This window comes from Okibacterium sp. HSC-33S16, assembly GCF_024171565.1.
Lineage (GTDB): Bacteria > Actinomycetota > Actinomycetes > Actinomycetales > Microbacteriaceae > Mycetocola_A.
The window spans coordinates 74517-95334 of sequence record NZ_JALJZZ010000006.1 but is presented as its reverse complement, the minus strand read 5'-3'; the positions used below and the strand labels follow the sequence as shown (position 1 = coordinate 95334).

The window sequence follows — 20818 nt, the reverse complement described above, 5'->3', positions numbered from 1 at the left end:
CATGGCCGAGAGGATTGAGGATTGGTGGGCGCGTCGCCAATTCTCGCGAAACACTGACGTGCCCTACGCCATCGGCACCTACCGCGAGGCATGGGCACCGTATCCGGCGTTGATTCGGCAGTACTATCCCGACCGCAATGCCGGCATCATGCTCACGCAAATCCCGCCGGCCGCGGACGTGCTCCTGCTCTGGACCTGCGACGCCGGGCACGTGTTTGTCGCGACTCCCCTCGAGCAACGGTCCCGCCCGGGGCGAGAGCGACGACGCTCAGCCTGGTGCCCGAACTGTGCGGAACTCGCTCAGCCGACCCGGGTCCGTCCGGCCTCGCCCGCTCCGACACCGCGGCCGACGAAACCGACCAGGCTCATCTGCCCGAAGACGCCGGCACTGCCGATTGGTGAACCGTTCGTGAGCGCCTGTGCGCCGCGCCCCGCGTCGGCCGTTGAATCTCAGTTGCGCGCAGACCTCTTCGGACGCCTGTCCGTCACTGCTGGCCTCAACGCTGTTCGAGTCGGACGCCCCTTCTTCGACCATCTCGAAGTCTGGCCGGATTTCCTTCTCCCCGAGCTCCGCGTCGCGATCGAGTACGACAGCATTGGCCGGCACGGACTCGAGCATGTCGGCAAACGCGAACAGGCTGACCGCAGAAAAGACCGGGTACTCCGCGCCGCCCGGTGGGAGGTGGTGCGCATTCGCACGGGCAAGCTCGAGAAACTCGGGCCACACGATCTGCAACTGGCCGCGATGAACGCCAGCGCTCTCGCGCGCCTGATCGACACCCTCCGAGACATCCGCGGCTCGGTTCTGGTGGACGCATATCTGACCTGACAACCCGCCCGTCACTGGCGGCCGATCAGCGCTAGCCGCCGCTCGGAGCTCGACCGCGCGCGGCCTCGGTATCCAGCATCTTCACCACAGAGACACCGACTCCATAGGTGATGAAGTCACCAACCGGCCGGATGGCAATGCCGAGCAGTTGGCCACCTGAGCCTTCATCACCCAACGTGATTCCCTTGGTCAACGCCGTCCGGGCGGCGGCGGGCATATGACTCGCCGGAACCAGCTCGGCGACGCCGGAGAAGGTGATCGTTGCGGCGGGCACTTTGATCCACGCGAGCAGCGGCACCCGCTTCGGAATCGCCACGGTGACGGACACGCGAGGATTCGCCGCGATGTGACGAGCCTTCCACTCGTTCTCGTTCGTCGTGAACCACAGCCTGCGATCCACCGTGTACGGCATGACCCCCGCAGTACGAGCCTCGCCCCGAGCCGACACCATTCCGACAACCATAAAGTTTTGCTTCTGCAGTACCCGCCAGACGTCGTCCGTGGTCAGGTCCACCATGATGCCTCCCGGTGCGCTCGCGGTTGCCTCAAACTACTGCACCGCGTGACCCGGCGATAGTCCCGTCAGACCCTGCACCCGTTCACGTGGGTAGGCTCGTCGCCATGTCACAAAACTGGATCGAACATCGACGCGGTGTGGACGGGGAACTTCTCGGCTGGATGAATCCGGTCGACGACGGATTCGTCGTCATCGATCTGCTCGGGCGCGTCCGCACCGGCGTCGTCGACTGGTTCGACGCGGAGAACACCCTGGATTCCCTGGGCATCGGCTACCTGGCCGACCCGTACGAACTGCGACTCGAGGACGGCAACTGGCTGCGCGTGCGTTTGGCTGAAGTATCCGCCCACGGTATCCGCGCGAAGAAGGACGACTGGGGAGACATGACCGCCCCGCAGATTTACTACGCGCTGCCGTTCCCGGCGCCGGAGACGCTTCGGCCGCTCCAGCGCTGAGCGCAGTCGGGCGCGCTCGAGCGTCGGTCCCCGCACAATACGAGAGCACCGGCGGACGCGAAGTCCGCCGGTGCTCTCGTGTGTGGGTGTGTGGATGTGTGAGCGGAGTTCGCTACCGGCTCGAACTCGAGCCCTCGAGGGCGTCGTCCTCCGCGTCGGTCTGGGCGCTCCCCGTCGCGCTCGGAACGGACACGCCACGCTGGGCGGCCTCGAGAGCTTCAGCCTCTTCGCCGCCGATGGCCTCACCGCGGGCAACCAGGCCAGCGACGTCAGACAGCGGAACCTTCTTGAGGAAGAGGGAGAGCAGGAAGGCGATCGCCACGAACGGCAGCAGGTACCAGAACACCGGGGCAAGCGCGTCAGCGTACGCCGTCACGATGCCGTCGCGAACGCTGTCAGGCAGCGTGGCGAGAGTCTGTGGGTCCAGCGTGGAGGTCGCGTTCGACGCGTCCGCCGCGTTTGCACCTGCTTTCGTGAAAACATCCGTCAGATTGCCGGTCAATCGTGTGGTGAAGATCGTTCCGAACACCGCGACGCCCAGCGACGCTCCGACCTCACGGAAGTAGTTGTTGGTGCTCGTCGCGGTTCCGACCATCGACGCGTCAACCGAGTTCTGGGCGACCAGAACGACGACCTGCATGATGAGGCCCAGGCCGGCGCCGAAGACAAACAGGAAGACGCAGATCAGCCAGATCGGGGTGTCGGCAGCCAGGGTGGTCATGGCAACCATCGCGGCTGCGGTCACGATCGTTCCGAGGATCGGGTACATCTTGTACTTACCCGTACGGCTGATCGCGATTCCTGAGGCGATCGAGGTTCCCATCAGGCCGGCCATCATCGGCAACATCAGAAGGCCGGATGCCGCGGCGGACGTTCCCGACGACATCTGCAGGAAGGTCGGCACGAAGCCGATTGCGGCAAACATGCCGAGGCCCAGCGTGAGTCCGATGGCCGTTGCGTTGATGAAGACCGGGTTCTTGAACAGCGCGAGAGGAATGATCGGGTCTTTCGCGCGTGCCTCAACGAGCACAAAGAGCAGGGCCGCGACAATCATGCCGATGCCGAACAGCCAGGTCTCGATGGCGTCCCAGCCGTGGGCGGAGTCGCCACCGAAGTCGGTGAAGAAGATCAGGCAGGTGGTGAATGCCGAGAGGAAGATCACACCGAGGATGTCGATCGGTGCTGTGGCCTTCTTGTTCGGCAGCTTGAGAGTGAACCAGGCGATGGCGAATGCCGCGATACCGACCGGGATGTTGATGTAGAACGCCCACTGCCAGGTGAGGTGGTCAACGAAGAAGCCGCCGAGCAGGGGTCCGCCGACAGCGGAGAGGCCGAAGACCGCGCCGAGAGGGCCGAGGTACTTGCCGCGTTCGGACGCCGGCACGATGTCGGCGATGATCGCCTGGGAGAGGATCATCAGTCCGCCGCCGCCGAGACCCTGCACCGCACGCCAGACGATGAGCTGGGTGAAGTCACCGGCGAAGGCACAGCCGACGGAGGCGATGGTGAACAGCGCGATCGCGACGAGGAACAGGTTCCTGCGCCCGAGAACATCACCGAACTTGCCATAGATGGGCATGACGATGGTGGTTGCCAGGAGGTAGGCGGTGGTGAGCCAGACCTGGTGCTCCACTCCCCCAAGCTGACCGACGATTGTCGGCATGGCCGTGGAGACGATGGTTTGGTCGAGGCTGGAGAGCAGCATTCCGGCGATGAGCGCGCCGAAGATGATCCAGATTCGGCGTTGGGTGAGGAGCAGGGGCCCCTCGGGGGAGGTTGTTGTCACTGTGGACCTTTCAGGGGGATGCCGGTGCCAGAACGACGCGCAGGGCGTCGAGGTGGGCACGGAGGATGGTGGAAAAATCTGAGCTGTTGGCCGGGTCGAGGAACCGCTCGCCGGTGTTCTTGAGGAGCGTCGACAGCACGTGAATCACGGCTTCGGCGCGGGGGTCATTCACGTCAACACCTTCGCGGGAGGCCACGAGCGCCACGGCCATCCGTTCGCGCTCCCGAGTCGCACCCATAAATTTGATGAAAAGACGTGGTTCGCGTTCGATGGCCGAGAAGAACGTTGCGTGTTCATCGGCGTCGTGTTCGACAGCACCGAAGTGGGCAATCACCAGGTCGGCCAGGTCGTCGATCACGGCCGGCCAACCGCGGCTGCCACGGGCGGCAAACTCCTCGCCGAACCTCTGCATGTCGTCGTCGGGGTCAACGCCCAGGACGGCATCTTCCTTCGTCGGGAAGTAGTTGAAGAACGTCCGCCGCGAGACGTCGACCACGTCACAGACTTCCTCGACCGTGAAGCCGTTCAGGCCGCGCTCGGCGGTCAGTCGCCGCGCGACGGCAGTAAGACGCGACGCGGTCGCCTTCATGCGTCGCTCACGACGGTTGGAAGTTGCACTATCGGACACGCTGTGTATTTTTGCACTAATTAGTTAATAGTGCAAAACCGCTGCGGATTGTCTCCGAACCCCTCGTCTCTCAACTGCGAACCGCCTATCGTGTCGCCCATGAACCAGACGGGGTCCGCCGCTCGCGCATGGATCGGAACTTTCGTGTTCCTCTTTCTCGCACCGGGCATCGTCGCTGGCTTGGTTCCCTGGCTGATCTCCGGCTGGCGGCCGCACGACTGGGGCCAGGTTGGTTGGGTCATCGTCCCGGTTGGCTGGCTCGCGATCGTTCTCGGCACCGGCTTCCTGCTCGTCGCGTTTTGCCTCTTTGCGCTTCATCGTGGAACTCCTGCGCCGGTTGCACCGACCGAGACCCTTGTCGTGACCGGGATTTACCGCTTCGTGCGGAACCCGATGTATCTCTCAGTCCTGGTCATCATTCTGGGTCAGGCGCTGCTCGTCGGCAGCTGGGGACTCGTGGCGTACGCGGCGGTTCTTCTAGTCTCCGTCGTCGCCTTTGTGAAGGGTTACGAAGAGCCGACGCTCACCAGCACATACGGCGAGTACTACCGTGAATACCGCCGCAACGTCCCCGGGTGGTTGCCACGACTCACGCCGTGGCGCCACTGACGGAATTGGATGGCCGTCGGCGTGGTGTCAGCGGTGCGGCGACGGAACTGCGGTCGTGAAACCGGCGAGTACCTGGAGAACCTCTTCGGTGAGGGCATCGTGAACGGTCGACGCCCAGACGCAGTTGCGATGCTCGCGGAGCAGCCAGTCCATCGCGTCGTCTTCGGCCATTCCGACGTCGTCCCAGTTGATGCCGGGGTTCGCGAAGGTGGCTGGCAGCCCGGTCTCCGGTGACAGGATCACGGCACCCAGGTGAGTGGGCTCGTCTCCCTCGGCGGGAGTCCAGAGCAACTCGGCGTCACCGTTCCGCTCTTCATCGTGCATGTGCCAGGCGTCACCAGCACCGGTCCAGACCTGGGGTTCGGCGTGGCCCGGGATCCGGACGCGGAACACCTTGAAGTCCGACGGACGGAACCGCTTCCAGTCCTCCGGTTCAAAACTCGCTGCTGAGGGCTGCGCAGCCGTCGCGCCCGCTTCGAAGAGGTCGACGGCGTCGTAGATGTCGTCGTCAACCATCTCGATGCAGGCGTGAACTTTGCCCACAAATTCGGCCATCCACTGCAACAGGGCTTCGGTCGTTGCCTCGTCCCACGGCGTCCCCTCGAGCGGTGGGCCATCGTGTCCGCCCACGTGGAGGTGCCACGCCGTGTCCTCATCCGTCGTTTCGACGTGCATGGCGATGTCACCGATCTCAATGAACGTGAGGGTCAGCTCTTCGTCGATGATCCATCGGGCGTGCAGCTTCGGTGTGGGCAGCGTCGCCGGGTAGGTCCATTCCACCGCCGGAAGGTCGGGAAGCAGCAGCTCCGCCTCGAGAGTCACTGCGTCTTGCTGGGTTTCCATCCGTTCGACCTTTCCACCCTTTATCTTCGCAGGAAGAACGGATGCCTGTGGGCGGCGAAGAAGGACGGGTCAGCTGATTGACTCCACCGCGGCACGAATCGCGGCGAGGGTGACGTCGGGGTGCGACACCATCGACACATGAGACGCGTCAACTTCTGTGATCGTCGATCCGGCACGCTCGGCCATGCGGCGCTGGGTGTCGATCGGGATCACGAGATCGTCGACGCCCAGCACGGCCCAACTCGGAATGCTCTTCCAGGCGGGAGGCCCCGATGGCGTCACGTTTGCCACGAATGACGCGGGTCGCTGCGTGGCGACAATTGTCCATCGATCCTGCTCCGACAGGTCTTGGGCAAACGCGGTGTGCACGGTCTCCGGCTTGAGAAACGCTTCCGCCGCACCCTCCGGAGCACCCGGATACCCGGCGACGTCCAACACAGTCGTTGGGTCGGCCCCAGCGAGAGCCGAGCCCGAACCTTCCAGGATGCTCACCACCGTCTCGCCCTCATCTGGGATGAACGCGTCAACGTAGACGAGCGCCTTCACGTCTCCACCCTGCGCCCCGGCGTTGGTGATGACGGCACCGCCATAGGAGTGCCCGACGAGCACGACAGGGCCGGAGGTGCGCTGGGCCAGGAAAGATGCGATGTACGCCGCGTCCCCGGTCAGCCCACGAAGTTCGTTGGGCGGTGCGAAGACCGTGTAGCCCTCGGCCTGGAGCGGAACAATAACGGCGTTCCAACTGGATGCGTCCGCCCACGCTCCGTGGACGAGGACGATGGTCGGCGTGGATGATGTTGGCATGGGACTTCCATTCATGAGTGTCGCGATGGTGACTCGATGTGGTGGTTCTGCGTCCTTGCTGTGCCAAACGCTGGCGCTCAATATAGGGCCAACCGTGCGGAGCCGGTAGGGGTGCGTCCCGATCCGCCCCGCGGGCCTTCTATCTACACCCTCACGAGCAACGTCACCTCGACGACATCGCCCAGCTCTGCCGCCTCCGCTTCACGAAGCGATTTCCTCAATGGAACGATGTAGCCACCATCCTTCGGCCACAACGACGTGGCGGTCTCGGACTCCCCCAGCCGCACGGTCACCGGAATCATGCCCCACCCATACGTCACCGCGGGCGCCAGTTCGGCGATGACCTCGCTCTGATCAGCGGGTACCGTCACAAAGAAATAGGGCGCCGGCCCACGCCAGTGCCACACTTCACCGCGGAAGCTCAGTTCCATGGCCTCACGTTAGTGCTTGACAAACGGATGCCGGCGGTCACGTTCCAGAAATATCAGAACGTGATGACCGTGGCGCCGTCAAGCGTGAACCGGAGAAACTCATCGCGCGCTACGTGAAGCGCGATCCCGCGGTCGCGCAATTGGTCTTCGACACCGTCGGTGCGAGCCATATTGACGCACGCGCCTACCCGGATCCCTTGCTCCAGCAACGCATCGATTTGTGCGTTGAACGTATCGACGTCCTCGTCGCCACTCCGAGTCAGGTGCTTCTGCGCTGGCCCAAAGCAGAACACCTCGACAGCTACTCCGTGCTCTGTCGCCACCTCGGCGAGTCGACCGGCCAGCCGAGTGCCGGTCCGGAGCGAATCGGGATCATCGTGGAACACATGGATAACGGAGGTGGGCATTCGGCTCCCTTTCGGCGGTGAGGACCCTAGGTTACTCCCGGTCAGATCGGCGCCATTGCACCGCATCCTCCTGCCGCGATCGAATAGTTGGACCGTCGGAAACGGGCGATCGCCGCTTAGTTCCGTCGGGCGAACACCGAGTGCAGGAGCGGAACAACCGACGCGACCATGAGCACCGTGCCCAAGACCGAGTCTTCGGTACGAAGCACAGCTCCGCCGATGAGCAACCCGCCGAAAATCACCGCTGACAACAGTCGCTGTGCCAGACGCTCCAAGCGGGCAACCCGGCGCTCCAACGCCGGACTTTGAACCGCCAGCGAACCGTCCTCGAGCCGGGTGATGACCTCATCCAGCCGCCGAGGCAGCCGCACGGCAAGACCTGCGATCTCTCGCGCCTGCTGCGCAATGTCCTTCACAACATTGCCGCTCTCGTCCCGCAGCAGTTGCGCCGCGTACGGCTCGACGGAATCCCACAGGTTGAATTTGGGATCGAGCGCGCTGCACACGCCAGACGTCAGCGACATGGCGCGAATGACGAGCAAGAAGTTTTCGGGTAGCTGGAAAGGCAACGACCTGACCACATCGCCGAACTGCTCGGCAAAGTCGCGGAACTCACGTGGGTCAACTTCCCGCAGTTCGGCGAAGCCCATTCCTCCGAATCGCGCAAACAGCTGCACCATGGCACGCTCGAGTTCGGAGGTCTCGGCGGTCGGCAACAGCACCCCCACGTCGCTCATCGCGGTGACCAGGCCTCGGCCATCACGTGACGCTGCGGCGATCAGGAGCTTGCGCAAACCACTTTTCGTGCGATTCGAAACCTCACCCATCATGCCGAAGTCGATGAACGTCAGCTTCCACGGGCGGTCACTGGTCGGGTCGTCGATCGGCGTGACGAAGATGTTGCCAGGGTGCGGATCGGCGTGGAAGAACCCGTGGGTGAAGAGCTGATCGAACATCACCGTGGCGAAAACGGATGCCACGTAGCTGGGATCAATTCCCGCCGCACGGAGAGCATCCCCATCGGTAATCTTGATGGCGGTCACGTCTTCGAGGGTGAGCACGCGGCGGGTTGTGCGCTCCCACACGACGGCCGGAATCGCGACCCGGTCGTCACCGACGAAGTCCTCCGCAAAGCGCTCCGAGTTCTCCGCTTCGTGAAGGTAGTCGATTTCTTCGAGGCTCGTGACCGCGAATTCCTCGACTAAAGCGGGGGCGTTGACCCGGTCAGAGACGAGGCGCACGTGACTCAGCCATCCCCCGACTTTGCGAAGCGCGGCAAGGTCAACGGCCACGATCTCGTCGATGCCGGGGCGCTGCACCTTGAGCACAGCTCCGGTCAACCCGGTGTCGGCGCGATCGAGGGCACCGAGAGTGGCACGGTGTGCTTGGCCCAGGGACGCCGCGGCCACCGGCACCTCGTCGATCGTGGAAAAGGCGCTCGTGAGCGGCAGCCCGAGCTCCGCTTCCGCAAGCGCGCGGATCGCGGCGAACGGCACGGGTGGAACCTCGTCCTGCAGCCCCTCAAGCTCCGACGTAATTTCGGGCGGCAGCACGTCGAGGCGTGACGACATGAATTGACCGACCTTGATCATCAGCCCGCCGAGGTCAACTGCGAGTACGTGGAAGCGCCGCGCGAATCGCTTCATTCGTCGCGCACGCGTGCGCTCCGCGATACTCCTCAATCCAACACGCGGAAGGAACAGCTCGTACCACCACGTCACCGCCAAATTCCATCCGGCGAACCGGAGGATGCGACGGTAGCGAGCTCGCGTGTTTTCGGCCCCGGTGTACGACTCTGTTCGACCTTCGCGAACCGACGGCACCGCCGCTAGTCCTGGGCGAGAATCGAGTACAGCCGACGACGGGCCTCGTCGAGCACCGCCACCGCCTCGCGAATCTGCTCGGGGGAACCGGTGCGACCCACCTGGGCAGCAGCCTGAGCGAGCTCCATCCCCGCCTTGGGCAGGGCGCCGAAGGCTGACTTGTCATCTGTGCCCGTTGTCGCCCACGGCGCCGCGGTGTCGGAGCCGTCGACGACGTGTCGTCCAGCTTCGGTGAGTGCGTAGGTTTTGCGGCCGTTCGACTCTTCGGCGCTGATGAGTCCCTCGTCGGCAAGCAGCTGCAAGGTCGGGTAGACAGAGCCCGCGCTCGGCTTCCAACTGCCATTGCTCCGCTCTTCGATTTCCCGGATGATCTGGTAGCCGTGCATCGGCTTTTCGGCGAGCAGCGCGAGCACCGCTGCGCGCACGTCACCCCTCCCCATCCGGCTGCTGCCCGGGCGCTTCTCGAACGTTGATTTCAGTTGCTCCATGAACTGCCACATGTTGTCGGGGTTGAAGCCGGCACCGAATCCTCCGGCTGGGAATGTGTTATTCATTCTGGCCTCCTACTAGAACGTGAATGATGCTCAACGATATATCGGTATCGTCCTGAGCGATAGGGGTCGGCGGCCCCATCTTGTGCCTCAATTCCTACTTCTTCGCTCCCGGGGAGGAAGATAGGTAACGATGAATCGATCTCAGTGGCAGCCACATCCCGTCCTCCTTATTTTGGCCATCATCTCAATCGGGTTCATACTCCGTGGGTCGATTGTGGCCGTGGCTCCGATCGTCGGTGAGATTAGTTCCGACCTCTCGCTCAACGCGGCTCAGGCCGGGCTGCTCACGAGTGTTCCTGTGCTCTGCTTTGCCCTGATGACCCCTCTTGCCTCGTTGCTTGTCGGCAGAGCGGGAGCGAACTTCGCAACCACGATCGCCATCGTCGGTGTGGGTGCTGGGTCGATCGTTCGGTCGGCCGGAGGCATCGAAGCGGTTCTTGTCGGCACGATTCTCATGGGTGCGTTCATCACCATCGGCAATGTGGTCATCCCGGTTATCATCCGTCGCGACATCTCCGCCGAACGCGTCGGCATCGTCACGGGTGCATACACCTCAGCGCTGAACGTGGGATCGATGATCACCACGCTCGGGACCGTGCCGCTTGCGGGCGTCCTCGGCTGGCGCGGCGCCTTGCTTGCCTGGGTTGGTTTCGTCGTGCTCGCAGCCGCTGCATGGCTCATTGCTGTTGGCCCTCGACGGGCGTTCCACTGGGGTCCGTTCCGCTCGGCGCTTGAGACGGGTGCCTTCGAAACCGTCGCAATCGATACTCGTGGCCTCCCGGTCGCCCGACCCGAGCCGCGCACCTGGCGCAGCTTGTCCGCGATCTTTCTCGCTTTGGCGTTTGGCGCCCAGGCCTTCTCGTATTACGGACTCACCGCGTGGTTCCCGACCATCCTGGAGCAGGAGCTCGACTACTCGGCAGGCCAGGCCGGTGCGAGTTCGTCAATCTTCCAGATCGCCGCCGTGGTTGGTGCGCTGGGCGTTCCTCTGCTCTCCCGTCGGTTCGGCATACCCAAGACCTTTGCCCTGGTGTCCGCGCTGTGGATCAGTCTTCCCGTTGGCATGATCTTTGCTCCTGCCGGTTGGTTCGTGTGGGGCTTTCTGGGCGGAGTAGCGCAGGGTGGCGGCATCAGGATCGTGTTCATGCTTGTCGTGCAGCTAGCGCTCAGTGGAACGCATGCTCGGCGGCTGTCCGCAATGGTGCAGGGAGTCGGTTACGCCATTGGTGCAACCGCCGCCATTCTCGTCGGCGCTGTGCACGACGCCACGGGAACCTGGACCCTTCCCATCGGCGTTGTGCTCATCTCAACGATGGTCTTCACCGTCGCCGGACTTGCTGGCGCGCTTCGAGCGAGCGGCCCTCGGCGTCGGAGATAACGTCGAGGCGGCGTGGTCGGCGTCGGGCACTCTAGGTGCTCGATTTGAATCACCAACCACTCCATCGGCTCGGGCCATAGCTCTTCAAACTGAGGCACCGTGGCCTGACGGAAAGTCGACGTTGTAATTGCGCATTGCTGCACCGCGCCCTCGAGGTCTACTCGGCGTTGCGCGCGTGATCCTCGACGTCTGGTTTTGCTTGCAGAGCGTCGCTGAGGAATTCCGGTTGCCCTCAGTGGTCGCCAGAAGGGCTGCTGACCTCTGAGCAGATCCGACGGTTAGCGACTTCTGGCGCGACGGGCCGCCCGGGTAGAATGACCGCGGTCAAGCTCACCCTTTACAGGACCAATGGCCCGCGGCTTCAGCTTCGCTCTGGGACTCGGCCTTGTAGTGTGAACCGAAGGTCCGAGAACTCATCGAGGGTCGACGCGGTCTCGGTCCGCGTCGACCCTTCGTCCTTACGAGATCGGCGCGAGGAGAGCTTCCGGATCTGCGATCCGAGCGGCCGTCACCACGACACGATGTTTCCCGGGCCCGACCGTTCCGTCGACGAAAGCCTGCCCGTCTACCTCGATCGTCGAGCGTTCGGTGACCGGCAGATCGAGAACGGCTTCAGCGCCATAAGGAATCACGAGATCCAGGTGCAGTAAGTCGTCGGAAAGACGCCAATCGACGGCCGCCTTCCCCAGCCGGGTCTCGATGGATGCGCGTGCCCAGGAGATTGCGGTCGACGGGCGTGGTGCCACGACGATCCGGCGATATCCCGGTCGCTCCGCGCTCGGTGCGATGCCAGCGACGTAGCGGTAGATCCAATCAACGACCGCGCCGTAGGCATAGTGGTTGAAGGAGAGCATCCCGGAACTGTCGCCTGTGGCCATCTCTCCCGCATGGATGGTCCCATCCGGCGCCAGGGCATCCCACCGCTCCCACACAGTGGTGGCGCCCATTTCCACCTGGTACAGCCACGACGGCGCGTCTCGCCGGAGGAGCATGAGGAAAGCCTCGTCGGTGTAGCCGCCGTTCACCAGAGCGAAAAGAACGAGTGGAGTCCCAAGGAACCCGGTGGCGATGCGACCACGCTCCTCGCGAACGTTCCGCGCAAGGCCCTCGCCGATCCGGTCCCGCTCCTCGTCTGGTGCGATCCGGAACTCGAGCGCGATCGCCGCTCCAGTTTGTGTACCGACCGCAGAAGCGCCCCAGTTCTCCCACGTGTCTCGAGCTACCCGGTCGGCAAGCCGATCGGCCGCATCCGCGCGGTCAGCGTCGCCTACGAGCCGTTCAGTTTTCGCGAGCAGGCGGGCACTGTGGGCGAAGAAGGCGTTCGCCACATAGTCCGACGACACCTTCGCCTTCCACGGTTGATCACCTGGTGCGTCCGGGTCGAGCCAGTCACCAAACTGGAATTCGGTAGGAAGCAGGCCACCAGCGGCCCGCCGCTCAAGACTGTCCACCCACCGACGCATGCTGCTGAGCTGGCGAACGAGCACTTCTTCACTGCCGTAGGACTCGTAGACAGCCCACGGAACGAGCGTCGCGGCATCCCCCCACCCAGCACGGCCCATGGTCGTCCATTCGTCTTTCTTTGGATTCTCGGGGTCCCGAAGGATGTTGGGCACGACGGCAGCGACGGCGCCATCAGCGTCCTGGTCGAGGCCGAGATCTCGGAGCCACGACACCCAGAACTGTTCGACATCGAATAGCGTGCTAGCGGTCGGTGCAAACGCCTGTGCATCGCCCGTCCAGCCGAGTCGCTCGTCGCGCTGAGGACAGTCGGTCGGGAGCGAGACGAAATTGTCGCGCTGCGACCACGTAACGTTCGAATGCAGCCGTTCCAGCCGCGGTTCTGAGCAGGCAAATTCGGAGCGCTGCCGATCCGCGCTGGAGATCGCAACGGCCGTGGCCGACACGATCTCGGCGCCGGTGATTTCCGCGTACTGGAAGCCGTGGAACGTGAATGTCGGCTCGAGGGTGGTTTCGCCATCGTGCGCGAGCACATATCCGTCGGTCGCCCGCGCCGTCCGAAGCGACTTGGTGTGAATGGACCCGTCGGGTTCGAGTACCTCGGCGTGCCGAACCTCGACGCGGTCGCCGGCTGAGCCGCGGACGATGAGCCGCAGCCATCCGGCGATATTCTGTGTGAGATCGAGGAAGCTATGACCCTCGCGTTCCTCGACGTCGACGTCCCACTCTGCAATGGTTCGCACCCCGCCGGCGATCCGGGGCTCCACGCTTGCGGTGTCGATGTCGACCGTGCGTGCGCGGGGCCAGGCGGAGTCGTCGAAGCCTGCCGTATCCCATCCGTCGGGCTCCGCACGCAGGTCGACTTCTACGCCGTCGTAGAGACTGTTCGAGCGGATGCCACCGGTCGACGTCGTCCATTCGCCAGACGTCGCAGCGCGAACGGTCGTGCCATCGGCACAGTCGACGTCAAGCTGCACAAGGGCGGCGGTTTCAGCCCCGTACTGTTCGGTCCCATCCTCCCAACCGAGGCGCCCCCGGTACCAGCCATCGCCGAGCAACGCGCCGAGCGCATTCTCGCCGACATGCAACAATTCCGTCACGTCCCAGGTGCCAAAGACGACTCGGTCCTTATATGCGGTCCAGCCTGGGGTGAGATGCTCATCGGTTGCACGCAGGCCATTGAGGCGCAGCTCCCCGACGCCCCAGAAGGTAGCACGCAGTCGCGCCCGGAGCGGTGCTGACGGGAGATCGAAGGTCGTGCGCAGCAGCGCGGCCGGGCCTTCGACAGGCCCGGAACCACCGATCGGACGAGCAATCAAGGTCGCCGGATCGACGGCGGCCTCCACGCTCAGCTGCTCGCTCCATGGCGACCATCCGGCACCCGTTGCGATTCGGACCTCGTATCGCCGCACTTCACCTGGCTGCAACGAAGGGGCTGGAACGGCGACGCCAATGGAAGCATCGGACTCTCTCGGCTCCGACGTGCCGCTCGTTGCGCCCTCCCAGCGAACCTGATAGCCGATCTGTGGAGATGCAGCCGTCGCTTGCCAGGTAAGGCGCAAGTCGTCCAGCGGAACGCCGATCAAACCCTCGGGATACTGTGTCGCCAAGGCGACGATCCGAGCGCTGCTATCGGCGGTGGTTGGAGCAGGCAAGTGCTGGGTCATCATCGACCTTCCTTGGTTGATTTTCTTGTCTGAACGGTAAAAGTCAGGACTTCTGGCTTGTCGGAACGGGACGGGTGGAGTGTCGGACCCGCAGTTCGGGCCGAACACGGAAGCTACTGGACTCGACGCGTCCGCCGATTCGCTCGAGTAGGAGGCGGATGGCCTGCTCCCCCATGGCTTCGCCGGACTGGTTAACACTCGTGAGCGAGACGGCGGGATGACTGGCGATGTCGATATCGTCGTATCCCACGACGGACACGTCTGCTGAGGTAAGCCCGAACTCGTCGATCGCCCGTAGTGCGCCAAGGGCGAGGTCGTCGTTTCCCGCGAAGATCGCCGTGGGAACCTCCTGGTCGAGCAGCGCAAGAGTGTCGAGCCGCGCGGATTCTTCGGTGAGACCGGTGCGAGCGACACGGATGTCGTCGCCGAAGCCAGCCTCGCGCATCCGGGCGACATACTGCTCCAGCCGGACAGCATGCGGATTGCCTGAGCCGGGACGGGTGACCTCTTCGCTGCGGGTGAGGTGAACGATCCGGCGGTGTCTGAGGTGGAAGAGGTGTTCCATGACCAGTCGGGTCCCCTCGGCATCATCACCGAAAACCGAGTCGTATGAATGGGCGTCGCCGTGCCGGCCCAGCATCACGACCGGGACTTTTCGCGAAAGATTCTCGAGCCACTCGGAGGTCACGAGGGGGGAAATCGCGATGATGCCATCGACCTGGCGGTCGGCTAGCGCACCGAGCGCTCGGACGCCTTCGTCGCTATCGTCCCCGGTCGCAGGCGCGATGATCAGTTGGTACTGGGTGTGCTGCAGTGCTCTTGTCGCTCCCGCAACAATTTTCGAGAAGAACGGGTTCGAGATGCCCGGCAGTTCGATCCCGAGCGTGAAGCTCACGCCACGCATAGCTCGGGCGGCAACGCTTGGACGATAGTCCAGCATCTTGATCGCGGCATTCACACGGTCCCGCATCGCAGGGCTCACGCCGTAAGCATTGCGAATGACTTTGGAGACCGCTGCACGCGAAACGCCCGCCTCGCGAGCGACATCCTCAATCGTCGCTCCTCCCGATTTCGACACCGCATCCCCTTTCGATTGGCTGCCACGATACACGTCCGACCACAAAAAAATAGACCGATCTACGAAATCGGCGCAGTGTTATAAAAACGTTTCAAATATTTTGTGTAGATCGGTTGACATTTTTTTGACGACGCTTGTAACGTGGGCCACGCCACAGCACCGAGTCGATTCGGAGCATCAACAGCGCAGTTGCTTTACATGGAGGTAAAGATGATGGTTTCCCGTACTTCGCGACGCTCGGTCGTCGCCATCGGCGCAGGCGGTCTCGCCCTGTCGCTCGCATTGGTCGGCTGTTCCGCTGGCGGATCCGACTCGGATTCGGAGTCCGGTTCCGCCACCCTCAGCTACCTTGTGGACAACCAGGAGTCGACGGTCAAGACGGCAGAGGCACTGGCCAAGGCGTTTACCGAGAAGAACCCTGACATTACGGTCGACGTCGAGACTCGCCCGCAGGGCGCGGACGGAGACAACGTCATCAAGACTCGTCTCGCGACAGGAGAGATGAGCGATGTCTTCGCCTACAACTCTGGCTCACTCCTTGAGGCGCTGACTCCTCAGTCGACTCTCGTCGACCTTTCCGGTGAAGCCTGGGCGGACAAGCTGGATAAGAACTTCATCAACTCGGTGGGCGGCGATGACGGCCTCTACGGTGTGCCGATGGGGCAGGCCATGGCCGGCGCCGTGCTTTACAACAAGGCCATCTACGAAGAACTAGGGCTGGAGATTCCCACCACGTGGGAGGAATTCCTCTCCAACAGCGAAGCGATCAAGGCCTCAGGCAAAGCCGCTCCGATCGTGCAGACCTATGGCGACACCTGGACCTCACAGTTGTTCGTCCTCGGAGACTTCAACAACGTCCTGGCGGAGGACCCCGACTGGGCTGAGAAGTACACAAACAACAAGGCGAAGTACGTCGATCAGCCCGCGACGGCTGGGTTCGAGCACCTCCAGGAGGCGTTCGAGGATCAACTCTTCAACGAAGACTTTGCGTCAGCCACGTATGCGGATGGTGTCACCATGGTCGCGACTGGTGCAGGCGCTCAGTACCCGATGCTGACCTTCGCGGCGTCGCAGTTGATGACCACCAACCCGGAGGCCAAGGACGCCGTCGGAGCATTCCCGCTCCCCGGCCCAGACGCAGACACTAACGGGCTCACCGTGTGGATGCCCGGCGCCGTCTACATTCCCAAGTCCACCGAGGGCGCGAAGCTCGAGGCGGCGAAGAAGTTCGTCGAGTGGCTTGTCACACCTGAAAGCTGTGACATCCAGTCTGAGACGACCTCGCCTCAGGGACCGTTCGTCGTCGAAGGCTGCGACCTGCCTGACGACGTTCCGGCGATCGTCTCCGACCTTCAGCCGTACTTTGACGATGAGAAGACGAACCTCGCGCTCGAATTCCTCTCCCCTATCAAGGGCCCGGCACTCGAGCAGATCACGGTTGCGGTCGGATCCGGCATCACCTCGGCTGCTGAGGGTGCAGCCCAGTATGACGAAGATGTGAAGAAGCAGGCCCAACAACTCGGTATCGAGGGCTGGTAAGCCGCATCATTTCAGTCTGCGGGGTCGGACCCGACAGTCCGGCCCCGCAGGCGTATCTGGGAGATCTAATCATGACCACAGCGACAGCTCCGGCCTCGAGATCGCGCGACGATGTCAGCCCACCACGCCCAGCCCTGCGTCGACGAATGAAGAGTTCATATCCGACCTGGTTCTTCATCCCGGCCGGCGTCTTCTACGTCGTCCTGTTCCTCGTTCCCACCATCGCCTCGTTCTACTTCTCGTTGACGCGCTGGACGCTCTTCGAGGTCGACTTCATCGGCTTCGACAACTTCGTGCGGTTCTTCCAGGAACCCCAGCTGGTGCAGGGCTTCCTAAACACGTTCATCTACGCCTTCGTCACGTCCGCCTCCAAGGTCGTGCTCGGGCTCCTGCTCGGTGTCTTCCTCAGCTCGCAGATCATCGCGCGTGGTTTTCTCCGGGCGACCATCTTCTTCCCCGTGCTCGTCAGCACCATCGGCGTCGGCATCCTCTTCAAGGTATTGATGGACCCGTTCGGCGGGCCCATCAACGAGATCCTCGGGGCGGTCGGGATCCAGGGCCCGGCGTGGCTGACCGACCCATCGATCGCCCTCCTCTCCGTCGCCCTCGTCGACATCTGGAAAGGCGTCGGCCTGGCAGCCCTGATCTACATCGCCGGAATGGTCGCCATTCCCCAGGAATACTTCGAAGCTGCCAAAGTCGACGGCGCCGGGGCGTGGCACAACTTCAGGCACATTACCCTTCCGCTGCTCCGTCCAGCGACGGTGACCGTTGTCCTGCTCTCGCTCATCGGCGGTCTCCGTTCGTTCGACCTCATCTGGGCGATGACCAAAGGAGGTCCGGGCTTCACGAGTGACGTGCTCGCCTCCGTCATCTTCAAGCAGTACCAGGCCGGTTTCTTTGGCCTCTCCACCGCAGGCAACGTCGTCCTGTTCGTCGTTGTTGCCGCCATCATCTTTCCACTGTCCTGGTGGCTCAACCGAAAGGGAGACGAGCAATGAGAAATGTCGTCTGGAAGTGGGGCGCAGGCACCGTTGCGATCGCCCTCGCGTTTGTCGTTTTCATCATCCCATTCGCGTTCATCCTCTTCACCGCCGGAAAGACCCAGGCAGAGGCAGCCGCGCTCGAATTCACGTGGCCGACCGAATGGGTGTTGTTCGAAAACATCGTCACCGTCATTCAGACCCGCGACTTCCTGCTGGTTCGGGCATTTTTCAACAGCACCGTCCTCACGGTTGTGGCGGTCGCGATCATGGTCGTCCTAGCCGCCATGGTGGGCTACGTTCTCCAGCGCCGGAGGTCTCGGTGGAATCCGCTGGTGAACAGCCTCGTCCTGGCCGGGCTCATCATCCCTCCCGCTGTCGTGCCCACCATCTGGGTCATGCAGGGCCTCGAGATCTTCAAGACGCTGCCTGGGCTGATCGCAGTGCACGTCGCGTTCGGGCTGTCGTTCTGCATCCTCCTGTTCCGCGCATTCGTCGCCACGATTCCGCGCGAGCTCGATGAAGCAGCAATCATCGACGGTGCCGGACCGATCAAGCTCTTCTTCCGTGTCATCTTCCCGCTGCTGAGATCCGTGATCGTTACGGTCATCGTCGTGCAGGCGGTGTTCGTCTTCAACGACTTCACCTATGCGTTGTACTTCCTGCCCGGAGACGACAACGCCACTGTTCAGTTGACGACCTTCAATTTCATTGCCCAATCCACGAGTTCATACAATCTCCTGTTCGCGGATGTCCTTCTCATCACGATTCCGCCGCTGATCATGTACATCTTCTTTCAACGCGAAATCGTCGGCGGCATGACCTCCGGTGCAGTGAAGGGGTGACCGGAGAAGACCAGGCGCCGGTCACGGCAGTCGAAATCCGTGCCTGGGTACGGAAAATGTCCCCACAGCCCTTCGACGAGCATGCCGTCAGGCCGCCTCCGAACGAATGGGCGTGGATATACGGAGCTGGGCAGTATGAACTCGCGCTGCTTGCCCGCCTCGTGGATGATGGCTTCGCCGCCAATCGCAACGTGCACTACCCCCGCAACTACGGTCAAGTGTCGAGGACCGCGTCGTTCGCCGCAACAACAACGGAGGCCGCAAACTTCACCTTGGGCATTTCCGGCACGCTGACCTCGGTCACCGTTGGCGGCACGTCGGCTGAGCGCGGCCTCGTCCAGTCGGGAGATACATCGTGGGTCACCTTAGATGCTCCGGCAGGCGCGGAGATTCGGCTCGATGTCGCGGCCGGCTCAGGCGGGGTGCCGGCGATAGCGGTCGACCATAACGCACCAGTTCGGGCCTGGCGGGCGCGCATCGGCGACAACCCGTGGGAGCCCGTGAGCCCACGGCCAGGCGGGGATCAAGCCGCGCATCTCGAACCGGCCGGCTCGGTCGACGTAATAGCCCGCAGCATCGGGAACTCACTCTTCGACGTGGGCGCTCCGGTGCTCGGCCGTCCCATTTTTCCACCAGGCTCTCCCCCACGTGTGTCCAGCGGCGAGAGCATCGAAGAAGCACTCGCCGACCCCTGGACTCATGAAACGCGGCATGACCTCGTTTCCCTCGCCGACGGAGGCTGGACCACGAAACACCTGTTGGGCTTCCGATACCTCTTCGTGGAATCCAGCACCCCGCTCGGGGCGATTGACTTACAAGCCTCGATACCAGCCGTCGAACGACCAGGAGCGTTCGCCTGCTCCGACGACCAGCTCACCCGCATCTGGGCGTCCTCCCAGTACACCCTGCGTTTGTCCATGCAAGGACTAATGATCGACGGGATCAAACGCGACCGGATGCCTTGGGCCGGCGACCAGGCACTGAGCACGCTAGCCAACGCCTACGCAATCGGCGCCGGTGGGGTTGTCGCCGACGGGCTGGTCGCCTTAGGCCAGCCAGGGCACGGATACGTCAACGGAATCGCCGACTACTCACTCTGGTGGATGGTGAACTCGGAGCTTCGCCTGCGGTATTTCGGAGATCTTGCGTTCGCCGAAGCCGAAGCGGAACGGCTAAACAATTTCGTTGCTGACCTCGCTCAGCAGGCGGACGAGGATGGGGTGTTCCGGCCTGCAGACCAGCCCGGCGGCTTCGTCGACTCTGGACCCGGCTCGGTCTTCCTCGACTGGGGTGTGGCGCTCAAGCCCGGTCGCGATCCTGTCGCACTTCAAATGCTCTGGTACTGGGCGCTTCGCAGTGCACAGCGGGTGCTCGAAGAGGCGGGACACTCGAACGCTCAACGTTGGGGCGACTTGGCCGACAGCCTCGCCGACACTCTGCATCGACGCGCGTGGCTTTCCCGGCACGGGCGCTGGGCTGATTATCTCGATGCAGACGTGTCCACGGGCCCGGCACCCTATGCGAACTTCCTCGCCGTCCTCTCCGGAATACACGACAAAAGCGGCATTCCCATTGGAGTAGCGGATGCCATTCGCGTGGGCGCGAAGGGAACCCCCTTCATGACGGCTTTCCGTCTTCGGGCGATGCTCGCAACGGGCGACGGGCAGGCCGCGCTTGACCAGGTGCGGGAAATCTGGGGCACGATGCTCGATCGGGGACCAGGCACTTTTTGGGAAGAAGCAACGCTGGGCGATGACGTGCTAGCGATGTACGGGCGACCATTCGGGCGAAGTCTCAGCCACGCGTGGGCGTCGGGTCCGGCTGCCATCTTGCCCGAGGCGATTCTCGGTGTCCGACCGCTGGGCAACGGATGGGCGCGGTTCGAAGTACATCCGGAACTCGGCGACCTCGACTGGGCGACCGCCGTCATGCCTGCCCCTCAGGGCGACATCGTGATCGTTGCCACCCGTGAACGCACGACCGTCCAGATACCTGCAGGAACCGTTCTGGTGCGCGACGGAGACTCGGTCCACGGTCCGTCGACGGTCGTGCAAGAAATGTTTCGAGCGCGTTCCTCTTCCTAGCCGCCTCTGGTTGTCCTTCACTGTGGCATCCTCGGCCGACGGGATGGAGGAGTTTCGATGGGTAGGACCGGTCGGTGATACTCACAGCGTGAATGGT

Annotated in this window: 19 protein-coding genes; 8 read left to right on the top strand and 11 right to left on the bottom strand. The window is 63.2% G+C overall.

Annotation, left to right across the window (positions count from 1 at the left end):
* The first annotated feature begins 1 nt into the window (after position 1).
* On the top strand, positions 2 to 829 hold the full coding sequence (locus L1277_RS13595) for a hypothetical protein (RefSeq protein ID WP_253377130.1): 828 nt from the start codon (positions 2 to 4) through the stop codon (positions 827 to 829).
* Positions 830 to 860: 31 nt separating this feature from the next.
* On the opposite strand, the gene L1277_RS13590 is transcribed toward L1277_RS13595, so the two are convergent.
* Positions 861 to 1346, bottom strand: a complete 486-nt coding sequence (locus L1277_RS13590; RefSeq protein WP_253377128.1) for a pyridoxamine 5'-phosphate oxidase family protein — start codon at positions 1344 to 1346, stop codon at positions 861 to 863.
* 104 nt (positions 1347 to 1450) lie between these two features.
* Here L1277_RS13590 and L1277_RS13585 point away from each other — a divergent pair, with 104 nt between their 5' ends.
* Positions 1451 to 1801: a hypothetical protein gene (locus L1277_RS13585; protein ID WP_253377126.1), complete on the top strand. Its 351-nt coding sequence runs from the start codon at positions 1451 to 1453 to the stop codon at positions 1799 to 1801.
* 112 nt (positions 1802 to 1913) lie between these two features.
* On the opposite strand, the gene L1277_RS13580 is transcribed toward L1277_RS13585, so the two are convergent.
* Positions 1914 to 3587 (bottom strand): MDR family MFS transporter, encoded by a 1674-nt coding sequence (locus L1277_RS13580; protein ID WP_253377124.1) that lies wholly within the window; start codon positions 3585 to 3587, stop codon positions 1914 to 1916.
* Between the two features lie 10 nt (positions 3588 to 3597).
* Positions 3598 to 4215 carry a TetR/AcrR family transcriptional regulator gene (locus tag L1277_RS13575; protein WP_253377121.1) on the bottom strand — a complete coding sequence of 206 codons (618 nt, stop codon included), beginning with the start codon at positions 4213 to 4215 and terminating at the stop codon, positions 3598 to 3600.
* Positions 4216 to 4314: 99 nt separating this feature from the next.
* Here L1277_RS13575 and L1277_RS13570 point away from each other — a divergent pair, with 99 nt between their 5' ends.
* A complete protein-coding gene (locus L1277_RS13570; RefSeq protein WP_253377120.1) occupies positions 4315 to 4824 on the top strand; it encodes an isoprenylcysteine carboxylmethyltransferase family protein in 510 nt (169 codons plus the stop codon).
* Between the two features lie 27 nt (positions 4825 to 4851).
* Here L1277_RS13570 and L1277_RS13565 read toward each other — a convergent pair whose 3' ends face one another.
* The 6 genes from L1277_RS13565 to L1277_RS13540 all read right to left on the bottom strand — a co-directional run bounded on the left by L1277_RS13565 (position 4852) and on the right by L1277_RS13540 (position 9686).
* Positions 4852 to 5667 carry a hypothetical protein gene (locus L1277_RS13565; protein WP_253377118.1) on the bottom strand — a complete coding sequence of 272 codons (816 nt, stop codon included), beginning with the start codon at positions 5665 to 5667 and terminating at the stop codon, positions 4852 to 4854.
* 69 nt (positions 5668 to 5736) lie between these two features.
* The gene (locus L1277_RS13560) at positions 5737 to 6471 is read right to left on the bottom strand and encodes an alpha/beta fold hydrolase (protein ID WP_253377116.1); all 735 of its coding nucleotides are present in this window, start codon (positions 6469 to 6471) and stop codon (positions 5737 to 5739) included.
* A gap of 143 nt (positions 6472 to 6614) precedes the next feature.
* On the bottom strand, positions 6615 to 6902 hold the full coding sequence (locus L1277_RS13555) for a DUF1905 domain-containing protein (RefSeq protein WP_253377114.1): 288 nt from the start codon (positions 6900 to 6902) through the stop codon (positions 6615 to 6617).
* A gap of 53 nt (positions 6903 to 6955) precedes the next feature.
* Positions 6956 to 7309: a DsrE family protein gene (locus L1277_RS13550; protein ID WP_253377112.1), complete on the bottom strand. Its 354-nt coding sequence runs from the start codon at positions 7307 to 7309 to the stop codon at positions 6956 to 6958.
* Positions 7310 to 7425: 116 nt separating this feature from the next.
* A complete protein-coding gene (locus L1277_RS13545; RefSeq protein WP_253377110.1) occupies positions 7426 to 9132 on the bottom strand; it encodes an AarF/ABC1/UbiB kinase family protein in 1707 nt (568 codons plus the stop codon).
* 5 nt (positions 9133 to 9137) lie between these two features.
* Positions 9138 to 9686, bottom strand: coding sequence for a PadR family transcriptional regulator (locus tag L1277_RS13540; RefSeq protein WP_253377108.1), 549 nt, complete (start codon positions 9684 to 9686; stop codon positions 9138 to 9140).
* Positions 9687 to 9816: 130 nt separating this feature from the next.
* On the opposite strand from L1277_RS13540, the gene L1277_RS13535 reads away from it, so the two are divergent.
* Complete coding sequence (locus tag L1277_RS13535; protein WP_253377106.1) at positions 9817 to 11064, top strand: CynX/NimT family MFS transporter; 1248 nt, start codon at positions 9817 to 9819, stop codon at positions 11062 to 11064.
* Between the two features lie 458 nt (positions 11065 to 11522).
* On the opposite strand, the gene L1277_RS13530 is transcribed toward L1277_RS13535, so the two are convergent.
* Together L1277_RS13530 and L1277_RS13525 are read right to left on the bottom strand one after the other, a co-directional pair.
* The gene (locus L1277_RS13530) at positions 11523 to 14195 is read right to left on the bottom strand and encodes a family 78 glycoside hydrolase catalytic domain (protein ID WP_253377104.1); all 2673 of its coding nucleotides are present in this window, start codon (positions 14193 to 14195) and stop codon (positions 11523 to 11525) included.
* 40 nt (positions 14196 to 14235) lie between these two features.
* Positions 14236 to 15270 carry a LacI family DNA-binding transcriptional regulator gene (locus L1277_RS13525; protein WP_253377101.1) on the bottom strand — a complete coding sequence of 345 codons (1035 nt, stop codon included), beginning with the start codon at positions 15268 to 15270 and terminating at the stop codon, positions 14236 to 14238.
* Positions 15271 to 15480: 210 nt separating this feature from the next.
* Between L1277_RS13525 and L1277_RS13520 the strand changes: the two genes are divergently transcribed.
* The 4 genes from L1277_RS13520 to L1277_RS13505 all read left to right on the top strand — a co-directional run bounded on the left by L1277_RS13520 (position 15481) and on the right by L1277_RS13505 (position 20721).
* Positions 15481 to 16809, top strand: a complete 1329-nt coding sequence (locus tag L1277_RS13520; protein WP_253377099.1) for an ABC transporter substrate-binding protein — start codon at positions 15481 to 15483, stop codon at positions 16807 to 16809.
* Positions 16810 to 16955: 146 nt separating this feature from the next.
* Positions 16956 to 17810, top strand: coding sequence for a carbohydrate ABC transporter permease (locus tag L1277_RS13515; RefSeq protein ID WP_253377098.1), 855 nt, complete (start codon positions 16956 to 16958; stop codon positions 17808 to 17810).
* Positions 17807 to 18637, top strand: coding sequence for a carbohydrate ABC transporter permease (locus L1277_RS13510; RefSeq protein ID WP_253377097.1), 831 nt, complete (start codon positions 17807 to 17809; stop codon positions 18635 to 18637). Before L1277_RS13515 ends, L1277_RS13510 begins: the two co-directional genes overlap by 4 nt.
* Positions 18634 to 20721: a hypothetical protein gene (locus tag L1277_RS13505; RefSeq protein WP_253377096.1), complete on the top strand. Its 2088-nt coding sequence runs from the start codon at positions 18634 to 18636 to the stop codon at positions 20719 to 20721. Before L1277_RS13510 ends, L1277_RS13505 begins: the two co-directional genes overlap by 4 nt.
* Positions 20722 to 20818: the final 97 nt, after the last annotated feature.